At 56.7% G+C, this 15176-nt stretch carries 11 protein-coding genes; 5 read left to right on the top strand and 6 right to left on the bottom strand.

Annotation, left to right across the window (positions count from 1 at the left end):
• Positions 1-132: 132 nt before the first annotated feature.
• Positions 133-765 (bottom strand): TetR family transcriptional regulator, encoded by a 633-nt coding sequence (locus RX972_RS13420; protein WP_099268598.1) that lies wholly within the window; start codon positions 763-765, stop codon positions 133-135.
• Positions 766-1014: 249 nt separating this feature from the next.
• On the opposite strand from RX972_RS13420, the gene RX972_RS13415 reads away from it, so the two are divergent.
• Genes RX972_RS13415 through RX972_RS13405 form a run of 3 tightly spaced genes read left to right on the top strand, consistent with a single transcriptional unit; the run spans position 1015 to position 6791 of the window.
• Positions 1015-2169, top strand: coding sequence for an efflux RND transporter periplasmic adaptor subunit (locus tag RX972_RS13415; RefSeq protein ID WP_027900618.1), 1155 nt, complete (start codon positions 1015-1017; stop codon positions 2167-2169).
• A gap of 3 nt (positions 2170-2172) precedes the next feature.
• A complete protein-coding gene (locus RX972_RS13410; protein WP_316875956.1) occupies positions 2173-5334 on the top strand; it encodes an efflux RND transporter permease subunit in 3162 nt (1053 codons plus the stop codon).
• Positions 5331-6791: an AdeC/AdeK/OprM family multidrug efflux complex outer membrane factor gene (locus tag RX972_RS13405; RefSeq protein WP_027900616.1), complete on the top strand. Its 1461-nt coding sequence runs from the start codon at positions 5331-5333 to the stop codon at positions 6789-6791. The genes RX972_RS13410 and RX972_RS13405 overlap by 4 nt, the downstream gene beginning before the upstream one ends.
• A gap of 80 nt (positions 6792-6871) precedes the next feature.
• On the opposite strand, the gene RX972_RS13400 is transcribed toward RX972_RS13405, so the two are convergent.
• The 5 genes from RX972_RS13400 to pcaR all read right to left on the bottom strand — a co-directional run bounded on the left by RX972_RS13400 (position 6872) and on the right by pcaR (position 12257).
• A complete protein-coding gene (locus RX972_RS13400) occupies positions 6872-8161 on the bottom strand; it encodes an MFS family transporter (RefSeq protein WP_027900615.1) in 1290 nt (429 codons plus the stop codon).
• Between the two features lie 274 nt (positions 8162-8435).
• Positions 8436-9638, bottom strand: coding sequence for a 3-oxoadipyl-CoA thiolase (pcaF, locus tag RX972_RS13395; protein ID WP_231677786.1), 1203 nt, complete (start codon positions 9636-9638; stop codon positions 8436-8438).
• A complete protein-coding gene (locus tag RX972_RS13390; protein WP_027900613.1) occupies positions 9635-10414 on the bottom strand; it encodes a CoA-transferase subunit beta in 780 nt (259 codons plus the stop codon). The genes pcaF and RX972_RS13390 overlap by 4 nt, the downstream gene beginning before the upstream one ends.
• Complete coding sequence (locus tag RX972_RS13385) at positions 10414-11271, bottom strand: CoA transferase subunit A (protein WP_099268603.1); 858 nt, start codon at positions 11269-11271, stop codon at positions 10414-10416. The genes RX972_RS13390 and RX972_RS13385 overlap by 1 nt, the downstream gene beginning before the upstream one ends.
• 143 nt (positions 11272-11414) lie before the next feature.
• A complete protein-coding gene (gene pcaR / locus RX972_RS13380) occupies positions 11415-12257 on the bottom strand; it encodes a pca regulon transcriptional regulator PcaR (protein WP_027900611.1) in 843 nt (280 codons plus the stop codon).
• Between the two features lie 884 nt (positions 12258-13141).
• On the opposite strand from pcaR, the gene RX972_RS13375 reads away from it, so the two are divergent.
• Both RX972_RS13375 and RX972_RS13370 read left to right on the top strand, forming a co-directional pair.
• Positions 13142-13339, top strand: coding sequence for a hypothetical protein (locus tag RX972_RS13375; RefSeq protein ID WP_099268604.1), 198 nt, complete (start codon positions 13142-13144; stop codon positions 13337-13339).
• Between the two features lie 232 nt (positions 13340-13571).
• Positions 13572-15044, top strand: coding sequence for an inorganic phosphate transporter (locus RX972_RS13370; RefSeq protein WP_231677784.1), 1473 nt, complete (start codon positions 13572-13574; stop codon positions 15042-15044).
• Positions 15045-15176: the final 132 nt, after the last annotated feature.

The raw sequence follows: 15176 nt of genomic DNA, 5'->3' as shown, positions 1-15176 counted from the left end.
CTGCCGCACGCTTTTAATGCCCAAAAGCGATAGTGGCATTACGCCAATTTGTAAGCATTGGGTAAAATGACTGGGCAGTCACGGCCTGCTTCACTGAAGATACAGCCGCTGGGCGGGAATCTGACAGAAGTTTCAGGTGCGTAGTGCAGGGCTAAGGCGCAGCATGTCCAGACCGGCATCTACCCATTTCTCGGCCCTGTCGCTGAGGGAATAGCTGTCAGGGACCAGCAGCCACTGGCCGAGCATGCCGTCGATATAGGCATGAAGGGCGATGGACGCACGGACGGTGTCCAGATCTGCAGGCAGTTGCCCTTTACGGACGGCGTTGCTCAACGCCAGGCCGATCCGGTCATTGCACTCCAGTGCGTTGACCTGACGCTGCTGGCGAAAGTCGCACATTTCATCGGTGAATTCGCATTTATGAAACAGAATCTCATTAATGCGCCGCGTTTTCGGGTCCTGTGTAATTTCATGAAACAAATGAATCAGCAGTTTTTTCATACAACCCAACGGATCGGCCTCGTCCTCGCTTTCGCTTGCAAGGGCCATCTCTTCCAGTGGTTCCTGGATGCTGTCGAGCATCGCCTGCACCAGATCCGCCTTGTTACTGAAGTGCCAGTAAATTGCGCCGCGGGTCACGCCCGCCAAGGATGCGATATCCGCCAGAGTCGTACGCGCAACGCCTCTCTCATAGAACGCTTTCTCAGCGGCCTCGAGAATTTGACTACGAGTAACCTGAGCTTCCTCTTTGGTACGACGGACCATGGCAGTAAAACCTCATTGAAAATGCCGCACGCCACGAATCATGTGGCTCTGAAGCAAAACCGGGCGGCATTTGTATTGCCTTGTCCCGAACCTGCAATCCCCAGCAGGCGCGGCTTACAGACGCAGAACTGGGTATTTACAAACAACCGTGAATGTAAGTATATTCATTAGCCTACTACTTATCCAGCCAGAATTTTTCACACCCTTTCACTTTTCTTGAGCACCCAGGCTCCTGACCCGAGGATCTTCATGCAATTCAAGCCAGCTGTTACCGTACTGGTCACTGCCGTCGCCCTGGCAACACTGCTCAGTGGATGCAGTAAAAAGGAAGAAGCCGCAGCTCCTGCAGCTGCACCTCCTCAGGTCGGCGTCGTTACCATCAAAGCTCAACCCTACACCCTGACATCGGAACTGCCGGGGCGCACCACGGCCTATCGCATCGCCGAAGTACGGCCACAGGTCAACGGCATCATCCTCAAGCGCCTGTTTACAGAAGGCGCCGACGTGAAAGCCGGCCAGCAGCTGTATCAGATTGATCCAGCGCTGTACGAAGCCACGGCCAACAGCGCCAAGGCGACATTGCAATCGGCCAAGTCTCTTGCTGATCGCTACAAGCAACTGGTCAACGAGCAAGCCGTAAGCCGTCAGGAATACGACACTGCGCTGTCCTCCAGCCAGGAAGCGCAGGCCACGTTGCAAACCGCTCAGATCAACCTGCGTTACACCAAGGTAATGGCCCCTATTTCCGGCCGTATCGGGCGTTCCGATGTAACTGAGGGCGCACTGGTTACCAGCGGTCAGACCAACGCCATGGCGACGATCCAGCAGTTGGACCCGATCTATGTAGACGTGACCCAGTCTTCCACCGAGATGCTCAAGCTGCGTCGCGACCTGGAGTCCGGCAAGCTGCAGAAGGCCGGTGACAACGCTGCAACGGTCAAGCTGACCCTTGAAGACGGAAGCGAATACAGCAAGCCGGGCAAACTGGAGTTCTCCGAAGTGTCGGTAGACCAGGCGACTGGCTCCGTGACCCTGCGTGCGGTGTTCCCTAACCCTGATCACACCCTGTTGCCGGGCATGTTTGTTCACGCTCAGTTGCAGGCGGGCATGAAAAGCGAAGCCATCCTTGCTCCACAGCAAGGCGTGACCCGTGACATGCGCGGCAAGCCATCTGCCCTGGTGGTCAACAAAGACAACAAGGTTGAGCAGCGTGAACTCATCGCCAACCGTACTTCAGGCGCTTACTGGTTGATCGAAAAAGGTCTGGAACCGGGTGATCGCGTCATCACTGAAGGTCTGCAATTCGTCAAGCCAGGCGCGCAAGTGACGGTCAAGGAAGCGACCAACCTCACGCCAGCCCAGTCCGCTGAGTCCGCCCCTGCCGCCACTGGCAAAGGTGAGTAACCGATGTCTAAATTCTTTATCGACCGCCCCATTTTCGCCTGGGTATTAGCCCTGGTGATCATGTTGGTGGGTACGCTTTCGATCCTGAAACTACCGATCAACCAGTACCCGGCCATTGCCCCTACAGCTATTGATATCCAGGTTACCTACCCAGGTGCTTCGGCGCAGACTGTGCAAGACACCGTGGTTCAGATCATTGAGCAACAGCTCAACGGTATTGATAACCTGCGTTATGTTTCCTCGGACAGTAACTCCGACGGCAGCATGACCATCACTGTGACCTTCAATCAGGGTACCAACCCGGATACCGCTCAGGTTCAGGTCCAGAACAAGCTCAACCTCGCCACCCCGCTGCTGCCGCAAGAAGTACAGCAACAGGGCCTGCGCGTTACCAAGTCGGTTAAAAACTTCCTGCTGGTTATCGGCCTGGTCGCCGAAGATGGCAGCGGTCTGACCCGGGAAGACTTGTCCAACTACATCGTTTCCAACATCCAGGACCCGATTTCCCGGACCTCCGGTGTGGGCGACTTCCAGGTGTTCGGTTCACAGTACGCCATGCGTATCTGGCTGGACCCCGCCAAGCTCAACAATTTCCAGATGACACCGGTTGATGTGAGCACTGCGATTTCTGCACAGAACGTACAGATCGCCACCGGCCAACTGGGCGGTCTGCCTGCCCTGCCCGGAACTCAGCTGAACGCTACGATTATTGGCAAGACGCGTCTGCAAACCCCTGAGCAATTCGGCAACATTCTGCTCAAGGTCAACACCGACGGTTCGCAAGTACGTCTGCGTGACGTGGCTCGTATTGAGCTGGGTGGCCAGAACTACAGCATTGATGCCCAGTTCAACGGCAACCCTGCTTCCGGTATGGCGATCAAACTGGCCTCCGGCGCCAACGCTCTGGACACCGCCAAGGCAATTCGCGCCACCGTCGCAAACCTGGAACCTTTCTTTCCGCCTGGTATGAAAGTGGTTTACCCGTACGACACCACCCCAACCGTGACCGAATCGATTTCGGGCGTAGTTGACACCCTGATCGAAGCGATCGTGCTGGTGTTCCTGGTGATGTACCTGTTCCTGCAAAACTTCCGCGCCACCGTCATTACGACGATGACGGTTCCGGTGGTACTGCTGGGTACGTTCGGCATCCTTGCGGCGTTCGGATTCACGATTAACACCCTGACCATGTTCGGGATGATTCTGGCCATCGGACTTCTGGTGGACGACGCCATCGTGGTGGTGGAAAACGTCGAGAGGGTCATGGCCGAAGAGCACTTGTCGCCCAAAGAGGCGACCAAGAAATCCATGGGGCAGATCCAGGGCGCACTGGTGGGTATCGCCATGGTGCTCTCGGCGGTACTGCTGCCAATGGCGTTCTTCGGGGGGTCTACAGGGGTTATTTATAAACAGTTCTCGATCACCATTGTTTCGGCGATGGCCCTGTCGGTTCTGGTTGCATTGATCTTCACCCCGGCGCTGTGCGCCACCATGCTCAAGCCGATTGATCCGGAAAAACACGGCCAACCGAAAAAAGGCTTCTTCGGCTGGTTCAACCGCACATTTGATCGGGGCGTAAACAGCTATGAGCGCGGCGTGAAGCGTATGGTGACTCACAAGCTGCCAGCGTTCGGCGTCTATCTGCTCATCGTTGCGGGCATGATCTTCCTGTTCACTCGCATCCCGAGCGCGTTCCTGCCGGAAGAAGACCAGGGCGTGATTTTCGCTCAGGTTCAGACCCCGGCAGGCTCGTCCGCAGAGCGTACGCAGAAAGTCATCGATGAGATGCGTACCTTCCTGCTCGACAAAGAGAATGGTGAAGGCAAAGGCGTGAACTCGGTGTTCAGCGTCAACGGCTTCAACTTCGCCGGTCGTGGTCAGAGCTCGGGCCTTGCGTTCGTCATGCTCAAGCCGTGGGGCGAGCGTGACTCGGAAAACACCGTGTTCAAGATCGCCGAGCGTGCTCAGGCACACTTCTTCTCCTTCCGGGATGCGATGGTGTACGCCGTAGTTCCACCTTCGGTACTCGAACTGGGTAACGCAACCGGTTTCGACGTTTACCTGCAGGACCAGGGCGGTGTAGGCCACGACAAGCTGCTTGAGGCACGCAACCAGTTCCTCGGCATGGCGGCGCAAAGCAAGATTCTTGCAGGCGTACGCCCTAACGGCCTGGGCGATGAGCCGCAGTATCAGCTCACCGTCGATGACGAAAAAGCCAGTGCTCTGGGCATTACTTTGTCGAACATCAACCAGACCTTGTCCATCGCACTGGGTGGCAGCTACGTCAACGACTTCATCGACCGTGGTCGGGTGAAGAAAGTGTACGTGCAGGGTGAAGCGGCCAGCCGCATGACCCCTGAAGATCTGGGCAAGTGGTACGTGCGTAATGACGCCGGAACCATGGTGCCGCTGTCTGCCATTGCCAAAGGCGAGTGGATTTACGGTTCGCCGAAACTGTCGCGTTATAACGGCGTAGCAGCAATGGAAGTTCTCGGTACACCGGCTCCGGGTTACAGCTCGGGTCAAGCCATGGCGGAAGTCGAAGCCATTGCCAAGAAACTGCCAGCAGGTATCGGTTACGCCTTCACCGGTCTGTCCTTCGAAGAACGTTTGTCCGGCTCTCAGGCACCTGCGCTGTATGCCCTGTCGATGCTGGTCGTGTTCCTCTGTCTGGCAGCACTGTATGAAAGCTGGTCGATTCCGATTGCGGTTATGCTCGTTGTACCGCTGGGTATCATTGGTGCCCTTATGGCAACCAGTCTGAGAGGCCTGTCCAACGACGTGTTCTTCCAGGTTGGCTTGTTGACGACCATCGGTCTGGCGGCGAAGAATGCGATCCTGATTGTCGAGTTTGCCAAAGAGTTGCATGAACAGGGCAAGAGTCTGGTGGATGCGGCGATGGAAGCCTGCCGCATGCGTCTGCGCCCGATCATCATGACCTCCATGGCGTTCATCCTCGGCGTAGTACCGCTGGCGATCTCCAGCGGTGCCGGTTCGGGTAGCCAGCACGCAATCGGTACAGGCGTAATCGGCGGTATGATCACCGCCACCGTCCTGGCAATTTTCTGGGTCCCAATGTTCTACGTTGCCGTGTCGTCGATGTTCAAGAGCAAGTACGACAAGGAACACGAGAAAAAAATCTCACATGATGAGGCTGGCCAATGAGCAAGTCCCTGATCTCCCTGGCAGTCACTGCGGTCATCCTCAGTGGTTGCTCGCTGATCCCTGAATACAAGCAACCTGCGGCTCCGGTTGCGGCGCAATACCCGCAAGGTCCGGCTTACTCGCCGACTGAAGCGGCGAACGTCGCGGCAGCCGAACAGGGCTGGCGTCAGTTTTTTCATGACCCGGCCCTGCAACAGCTGATCCAGACGGCGCTGGTCAACAACCGCGACCTGCGTGTCGCGGCGCTGAACATCGACGCCTACCGCGCCCAGTACCGCATCCAGCGTGCGGACCTGTTCCCGGCTGTTTCTGCCGATGGCAGCGGCAGCCGTCAACGGGTTCCGGCCGATATGTCCACCACGGGCCAATCTGGCATCACCAGCCAGTATTCGGCCACGCTGGGCGTCAGTGCCTACGAGCTGGATCTGTTTGGCCGGGTTCGCAGCTTGAGCGAGCAAGCCTTGCAGACCTACTTCTCCAGCGAAGAAGCACGTCGCAGCACGCAGATCAGCCTGGTGGCCAACGTCGCCAATGCCTATATGACCTGGCAGGCCGATAAAGAACTGCTCAAGCTGACCGAAGAAACACTCAAGACCTACGAAGAAAGTCTGCGTCTGACTTCCCGTAGCAACGAAGTGGGCGTCTCTTCGGCGCTGGATCTGAGCCAGGCACGCACCTCGGTGGAAAGCGCCAAAGTTGCTCTGGCGCGTTACCAGCGTCAGGTCGCTCAGGATCAGAACAACCTGACCCTGTTGCTGGGTACTAACCTGCCGGACAATCTGCCGCCCGCTCAGCCTTTGAGTGCCGACCTGTTGAGCGCTTTGCCAGCGGGCCTGCCTTCTGACCTGCTGCAGCGTCGTCCGGACATTCTGCAAGCCGAGCATACGTTGCAAGCTGCCAACGCCAACATCGGCGCAGCACGTGCGGCGTTTTTCCCGAGCATCAGCCTGACAGCCAATGCCGGTACGATCAGCCCGGATCTTTCCGGCCTGTTCAAAGGCGGTTCGGGTACCTGGTTGTTCCAGCCAAGCATCAACATTCCGATCTTCAACGCCGGTAGCCTGCGCGCCAGCCTGGATTATTCAAAAATCCAGAAAGAGATCAGCGTCGCCAACTACGAGAAGGCGATTCAGACCGCCTTTCAGGAAGTCTCTGACGGCCTGGCCTCGCGCAAGACTTACAACGAGCAGTTGCAAGCCCAGCGTGATTTCGTCAATGCCAACCAGGACTACTACCGCCTGGCCGAGCGTCGCTACCGGATCGGGATCGACAGCAACCTGACGTTCCTTGATGCTCAACGCTCGCTGTTCAGCGCACAACAATCGCTGATCACCGACCGTCTCTCCCAACTCACCAGCGAGGTCAACCTGTACAAGGCCCTCGGCGGTGGTTGGTATGAGCAAACCGGACAGGCCAAACCGATCGACAAAGAGAAGCCAACAGTTCAGTTGTTCTGACCTATTGTCCTGATAAGCGACTCACATAAAAAAACCCACCTCATCGGTGGGTTTTTTATTGAGTCAGAGAAAGTGATTTATCAGTGATCGTGGTGCAGATACGCCGGTTGCTTGGGCAGGCGCAGGCTGAACAGAAACGCGACGGCCATCATGATCGTCACGTACCAATAGAAATTGTTCTCCATGCCCTGATTTTTCAGGCTCAGTGCAACAAATTCTGCGGAGCCACCAAACACCGCGTTAGCCACTGCGTAAGCCAGACCGACTCCCAGCGCACGAACTTGCGGAGGGAACATTTCGGCTTTCACCAGACCGCTAATGGAGGTGTAAAAGCTCACGATTGCCAACGCACAGGTGATGAGCAGAAAGGCCAGGAAAGGGCTGGTCGTGGTTTTCAATGTCATCAGGATCGGCACTGTGCAAAGCGTACCCAGAGCGCCGAACCACAGCATGGAGTTACGGCGACCGATCTTGTCTGCCAGCATGCCGAACAACGGCTGCATGCACATGTACAGGAACAGAGCGCCGGTCATGATGTAACTGGCGGTCTTGGGATCCATGCCACCCGTGTTCACCAGGTACTTCTGCATGTACGTGGTAAAGGTGTAGAAAATCAGCGAGCCGCCTGCGGTGTAGCCCAATACTGTGATGAACGCAGCCTTGTGATCGCGAAACAGCGCGCTGATGCTCCCGGCGTCCTTGTCCTGACGCATTTCAGCAGTGGTGGTTTCCTCGAGCGAGCGACGCAACAGCAACGAGATCACCGCTGCAACCGCACCGATCACGAACGGAATGCGCCAGCCGTAGGCGCGCAGCTCTTCAGTGCTGAGAAACTGTTGCATGATTACGACGGTAAGCACCGCCAGCAGTTGCCCGCCGATCAACGTCACGTACTGGAACGAGGCGAAAAAGCCCCGCTGGCCGCGCAACGCCACTTCACTCATGTAAGTCGCCGTGGTGCCGTACTCGCCCCCTACCGACAAGCCCTGAATCAGTCGCGCCAGCAACAGCAAAGCCGGTGCCCACACGCCAATTGTTGCGTAGGTCGGCAAACAGGCGATCATCAACGAGCCACCGCACATCATCAGTACGGCAATCATCATTGAGTTCTTGCGGCCGTGCTTGTCAGCCACCCGGCCAAACAACCAGCCACCGATAGGCCGCATCAAGAACCCGGCAGCAAACACGCCTGCGGTATTGAGCAACTGAACGGTGGGATCATCGGAAGGAAAGAACGCCGGAGCGAAGTAGATGGCGCAGAAAGCGTAGACGTAGAAATCGAACCATTCGACCAGATTGCCTGAGGAGGCGCCCACGATCGCAAAGATCCTTTTGCTGCGTTCTTCACCCGTGTAATGCGTGGTTGTCATTATTTTTCCCCATTAGTGCTGAACAGTCATCCAGGACATAACCTGTAACACTGTTTTGGGACAACAAACAGCTTTATGGAATTCCATTGTGGGGTGGTGGGTGGGCGCCATGGAGGATGGCGCGAATTCAAAGGTTGGAACGCGGTCTCCCGTGGGAGCGGTGCTTGCCCGCGATAAGGCTGGAAGCGATCTAAAGTGAACCGCGTCCAGCCTTATCGCGGGCAAGCACCGCTCCCACAGGACCCCGTTTCAATTCAGAAAAGCGCCCACCCCTTCAGCGCTCAATCGCCAACGCCAGCCCCTGCCCTACGCCGACGCACATGGTCGCCAGACCTCGACGACCACCGCTTTTTTCCAGTTGATGCAGCGCGGTCAACACTAACCGTGCGCCGCTCATGCCCAAGGGATGACCCAAGGCGATGGCGCCACCGTTGGGGTTCACTTGCGGTGCATCATCGGCCAGCCCTAGCTCACGGAGAACCGCCAGGCCCTGACTGGCAAAGGCTTCATTGAGCTCGATCACATCAAAATCGCTTACTGCCAGGCCAAGGCGCTCCACCAGCTTACGCACCGCAGGCACCGGGCCGATGCCCATGACGCGCGGCGCGACACCGGCACTGGCCATGCCGAGAATGCGTGCCCGGGGCGTCAAGCCATGCTTTTTGACCGCTTCGGCAGACGCCAGAATCAGCGCGGCGGCACCGTCGTTGACCCCAGACGCATTACCGGCGGTGACGGTCTTGTCCGCACCATTGACCGGCTTGAGTTTGGCCAGGGTTTCCAGGCTGGTGTCAGCGCGGGGATGTTCGTCTTGCTCCACCAACGTTTCACCCTTTTTATGGGCAACGCGCACTGGAGTGATTTCTTCTTTAAAAAAGCCCGCAGCCTGAGCAGCGGCAGTGCGCTGTTGGCTGCGCAGGGCGAAAGCGTCCTGATCGGCTCGAGAAATCTTGAAATCATCGGCGACGTTGTCACCGGTTTGTGGCATGGAGTCGACGCCATATTGCTCTTTCATCAAAGGGTTGATGAAACGCCAGCCAATGGTGGTGTCTTCCAGCTTCATGTTGCGGGAATACGCAGCATCGGCTTTACCCATAACGAAGGGGGCACGTGACATCGACTCAACGCCACCGGCAATCGCCAATTCCATCTCGCCAGCAGCAATCGCCCGAAATGCCGTACCGATGGCGTCCATGCCCGAGGCGCACAGACGGTTAAGGGTGACGCCGGGAATCGTCTCCGGCAGGCCAGCCAGCAACGCAGCCATGCGCGCTACGTTGCGGTTGTCTTCACCGGCCTGGTTAGCGCAGCCGAAAAACACTTCGTCCACTTCGTTCCAGTTCACCGAAGGGTTTCGCTCCATCAGCGCCTTGATCGGCACTGCGGCCAAATCATCCGCGCGAACGCTGGCCAACCCACCGCCAAAGCGGCCAATGGGGGTACGAATCGCATCGCAGATAAATACTTCGCGCATCATGCTTCTCCCGGTGCTTGGCCGTGCGCTTTAGCGGTCCGGGCTTCCAGATCACGTAGAGCGGCAAGCTCTGTTTCGCTTGGCTCGGCGGAGTACTCGACGTTTTCGGCGAAACGCAGTTCCCAACCGGTGGCCGCAATAACCTGCTCGCGGGTTACGCCGGGGTGCAAGGTAGTCACCACAAACTCGTTAGTGCCCTCTTCCGGTTCCATGATGCACAGGTCAGTAATAATCCCGACCGGCCCTGCGCCAGGCAATCCAAGACGCTTGCGAGAATCACCACCCTCGCCATGGCCAACCGATGTGATGAAATCCAGCTTGTCGACGAAAGCACGCGCGGATTGCTTGAGGATGATCAAGACCTGCTTGGCGGACCCGGCAATTTCCGGCGCGCCGCCTGCGCCTGGCAGACGTACCTTCGGGTTGTTGTAATCACCGACCACCGTGGTGTTGATGTTGCCGAAACGATCAACCTGGGCAGCGCCGAGAAACCCCACATCAACGCGACCGCCTTGCAGCCAGTAACGGAAGATCTCACTGGTGGACACAACCGTGTCAGCCGTTTCCGCCAGTTCGCCATCGCCGATGGACAGCGGTAACACACTAGGCTTGGCACCAATCGGACCTGACTCGTAAATCAGCACGACGTCCGGCGAGGACGTAAGACGCGCCAGATTCGCGGCCTTGGAAGGCAGACCGATACCGACAAAGCAGACCGCGCCGTTACGCAGACGACGAGCCGCTGCCACTGTCATCATTTCACTGGTGGTGTAAGTCATTATTTTGCCTCCGAAGCGCTGGCCAACTTGCTCTGGAATTCGCTGAAATCCGCGGTGCCTTGAATGTATTCCTTGATCCATGCGCTAAAACTTTCGCGGTCACGGGCAATCGGGTCCCAGGCCTGGTAGAACCGGTTGTCGCGCTCGTAGTAACCGTGGGCGTAGGACGGATGCGCGCCACCGGGCACATGGCAAACCGCACTCAGTGCCCAGGTCGGAAGCACGCAGGCATTCATCGGCGCATTCAGGTCGTCGACGATCTCTTCCACAGTAACGATGCAGCGTTTGGCAGCCAGCGCAGCCTCCTTCTGCACACCGAGGATGCCCCACAGCAACACGTTGCCTTTGCGATCGGCCTTCTGCGCGTGAATCACTGTCACATCAGGACGCACTGCGGGCACTGCCGCGAGCACCTCGCCGGTGAATGGGCAAGTTACCGTCTTGATCAGCGGATTGACCTTGGGCAGATCGGAACCGGCGTAAGCGCGCAACACAGCGAACGGCAGACCGGATGCGCCCGCAACATAGGCGTTAGCCAGGTCGGCATGACTGTGCTCTTCGATTTCCATCGAGTGTGGCCACTGCTTTTCGACGGCGTCACGCAGACGATGCAGAGAGCCAACTCCAGGATTACCGCCCCACGAGAAAATCAGACGCTTCGCACACCCTGCGCCTATTAACTGGTCGTAGATAAGGTCCGGCGTCATACGCACTAACGTCAGGTCTTTTTTACCCTGACGAATGATTTCGTGGCCTGCGGCCGTGGGGATCAAATGGGTGAAGCCTTCCAGCGCAACGGTGTCGCCATCGTTGACCAATTGCTTCACGGCGTCGCGTAGAGAAAGAATTTCAGCCATGAGGTGCTCCCGAACTCAAATTGCATCCAATGAACAGCGTAGATGGGCTACGCTGGAATGGACTTGAGGTTATGCCGGGGCCTGAGGCCAAACAATCCGATAATCGATTATTCGTTCGTTAATCGCACAAATTCAGTGTACTATCAGGTGAACAATTGCGTACTTAAATCCCTGCTAGCATCCAGCATGATAGGCAGGAAACGCTGTTCCAGCTCGCTTCTGGCCACACGGCCTGCGCTGGTACTCACGTTCAGTGCTGCGAGGACCTGACCGGACGCGTCATAGACCGGTACCGCAATCGAGCGCAACCCTTGCTCCAATTCCTGATCGACGATACACCACCCCTGCTGACGGACTTGCTGAAGACATTCAAACAGCGCTTCTGTCGAGCGAATCGTCCGGCTGGTCTTGGGCTGCAGGTCCACATGATCAAGGTATTCGCGCAATGTCACATCGTCCAGCGCCGAGAGCAGGATGCGGCCCATGGACGTGCAATAGGCAGGCAGTCGGCCGCCGACCGAGAGGTCCACTGAAATAAGACGCTGCGTAGTGGCGGACCGAGCGATATACAGAATGTCTTCACCCTCCAGGGTCGCCATGTTGCAGGCTTCATGGAGCTGATCGCTCATCCGGTCCAGATAGGGCTGAGACGATACCGCCAGCGGCGTCGACGAAAGATAAGCGTGGCCGAGCGTCAGCACCTTCGGCAGCAGCGAATAGGTTCGACCATCCGTCGTTGCATAGCCAAGTTTGATCAACGTCAGCAGACAACGCCTTACCGCCGCACGCGGAATTTCCGTGCGATGGCTGATCTGGGCAATGGTCAGATGCCGTTTGCGCTCCTGAAAAGCGTGAATCACCGCCAGCCCTCTGGCCAGCGAAGTCATGAAATCCGGGTCGCCGGTCAGTGCCTGAATCCGCTTGGCGGGCGATGCCACGATTGGTGGCGCCAACGAAGCAAAAGAATTACGCAGTTCATCATTCATTGCCACTACCTCGGTGAACCCTGTCAGGCCTTATAAATCATAGCCTCCACGCTTTTCCGCGACTTTTTAGCGGAAAGCATTCGAGCCACTTTGGGCGATTATCGAACAAGTGGCCGATAATCGCAATTGACCCATCGCAAAGATACTTATACCTTTGCATAGCCTTAAGTGGCTTCTTGGAAATACTGGTCAGGTACCCACGAGAAGTCCAAGGTACGGCCTTGCCCATGAAGCGAGGCCGTTTTTATTCCCGCATGCTTCTCCCCTATGCATGATATCGAAAAGCCACAAATCGACGGTTTGTGTTCTCCTCATGCGTGCTTCTGTCACAAATATCGCTTGTTCTGCACATACGCCCCATGTCGCAACGAACTATGCCGTCAGAATTCTGTCTGTTAGCGTCAATATTGAGGACATCAAAGTTACGTCGTATGTCACTCACTGAAACTTCGGAACTGTCGTACAAGAAAAGTGTTTTACAGAAGTCTTTTCATAATCAACTGCACATATAGTTGACTGATTGGAAGTTCTTGGAGATAGTACCTGCCACTTGGCTCGTAATAACGATTCGCAGTGGTTGCAGTACCGGGCGCCATGCCCAGGCATACCACAGGATCGAGGCACCGCAGCAATGCTGCCAAAGCATTATGCTCGCGAAGGAATTTGCAGCCAAAGTAGCCACCGCACTCGCAACTCAAACGACTGTCGCTACGACAATTATGTTTTCTGGTGTCCGTAGCCGCGAGCCGCTGGATGTTCAGATCATGGCTTGGTTCAGAATTTGATTGGCGGAAGCCTTTCAGCAGTCTGAACAAGACCCTGTGTGGACTATCAAGCCGCTCAGCGATAACGCCAGATTAAATTTGACTTGATCAGGTAACAAAGTGACCAAAGATGAACTGCGCGCGGAACTTGAGCGCCAGGAACAACGCTACAAGGAAGTTTATGGTGGCGAAATCACCACCTACGCCGCTCAACCAGAGCCGGAACGCAAACCTTGGCGCAAGAAGGCCAGCATTCTAGATCAGGCCTTCAAGCAAGAACTGCAAAAAATGGAAAAAGACCTGAGCGAAGAGGGATAACCCTTCAGCTCTGCGAACCGGGCTACCTCTGATGGCCCGGGCAGATTTTTCAGAGCGGCCAACTGTTTTGCATGACTGCCAAAAGGCTCCAATGTCCTCTTGACTTATCAATGGGGATGCTTCGCCGAGGATAAAATTTAGATAATCGGCGATACCAATCGGCAGTCGACACATCGATCTGTATTTTTTCTGTCATAATCCCGCCCCCTTCAGACCGGGTCAGAAAACCTTCATGATCGATTTATTCAGCGGACTAGATGCCTGGGTACTTGTGAGCCTGCTGCTCGCCCTGGCTTTCGTCCTCACCTTCGAGTTCATCAACGGCTTTCATGACACCGCAAACGCGGTGGCGACAGTCATTTACACCAAAGCGATGCCGCCGCATCTGGCCGTATTCTTCTCCGGGATCTTCAATTTCCTGGGGGTGCTGCTGGGCGGGGTCGGCGTTGCCTATGCCATCGTTCACCTCCTCCCGGTTGAACTGCTGATCAACGTCAACACCGGCCACGGCCTGGCCATGGTGTTCTCGCTGCTCGCAGCAGCGATCACCTGGAACCTGGGCACCTGGTATTTCGGTATTCCGGCATCGAGTTCTCACACGCTGATCGGCTCGATCCTCGGCGTGGGTCTGGCGAACGCGCTGATCAACGACATTCCGCTGGCAGACGGGGTTAACTGGCAGAAAGCGATCGATATCGGCGCCTCGCTGGTTTTCTCGCCACTGGCGGGCTTCCTCGTTGCTGCGCTGGTCCTGATCGGACTTAAATGGTGGCGACCACTGTCGAAGATGCACAAGACGCCTGAACAGCGTCGCAAGCTCGACGACAAGAAACATCCGCCATTCTGGAACCGTCTGGTTCTGGTGATTTCCGCCATGGCGGTAAGCTTTGTGCACGGCTCCAACGATGGTCAGAAAGGTATCGGCCTGATCATGCTGGTCCTGATCGGTATCGTGCCAAGCCAGTTCGTACTGGACTTGAACAGCACCACTTACCAGATCGAACGTACCCGTGATGCAACCTTGCACCTCAGTCAGTTCTATCAGCGCAACAACAGCACCCTGGGCGAGTACCTAGCGCTGGGTAAAGCGGAAAAAGGTGATCTGCCGGAAAGCTCCAGCTGCAACCCGGAGCAAACCGAACCGACGATTGCTGCCCTGCTCGACAACCTCACCGGCGTGGCCGATTACCACTCTCTGACTCCCGAGCGGCGCATCGAAGTACGTCGCTACTTGCTGTGCCTGGACGACACCGCACGCAAGGTCGCCAAGCTGCCAAACCTCGGCGCACGTGAAAAATCGGATCTGGATAAATTGCGCAAAGACCTGACCGCGACCACTGAATACGCCCCATTCTGGGTGATTCTGGCCGTGGCGCTGGCGTTGGGTATCGGCACCATGGTCGGCTGGAAACGCGTCGTGCTGACCATTGGCGAGAAGATCGGCAAACAAGGCATGACTTACGCACAAGGCATGTCGGCGCAGATCACCACAGCGTGCGCCATTGCGGCGGCCAACATTTTCAGCCTGCCGGTTTCCACGACACACATTCTGTCCTCTGGCGTCGCAGGCACCATGGTCGCCAACAAAAGCGGCCTGCAAGGCGGCACTGTGCGCACCATCCTCCTGGCCTGGGTGCTGACCCTGCCAGCGACGGTGGCCCTGTCGGCCGGTCTGTTCTGGTTGGCGTCCAAAGCGCTGTCTTGACAGAAACTGCCATCGCAGGAAAATCCCGCGATGGCGTTTCACTGCATTCGCGAAGGCGGCGTTCCTGACGACCCAGATGCTGTGAATGTACTGCCCCTTCGCGAATGAATTCGCTCCCACTAGGTTGCGCAC

Source organism: Pseudomonas syringae group sp. J309-1 (assembly GCF_032582135.1).
In the GTDB taxonomy this organism is placed as follows: Bacteria; Pseudomonadota; Gammaproteobacteria; order Pseudomonadales; family Pseudomonadaceae; genus Aquipseudomonas; species Aquipseudomonas quasicaspiana.
This window is presented reverse-complemented; position numbering and strand designations above follow the sequence as displayed.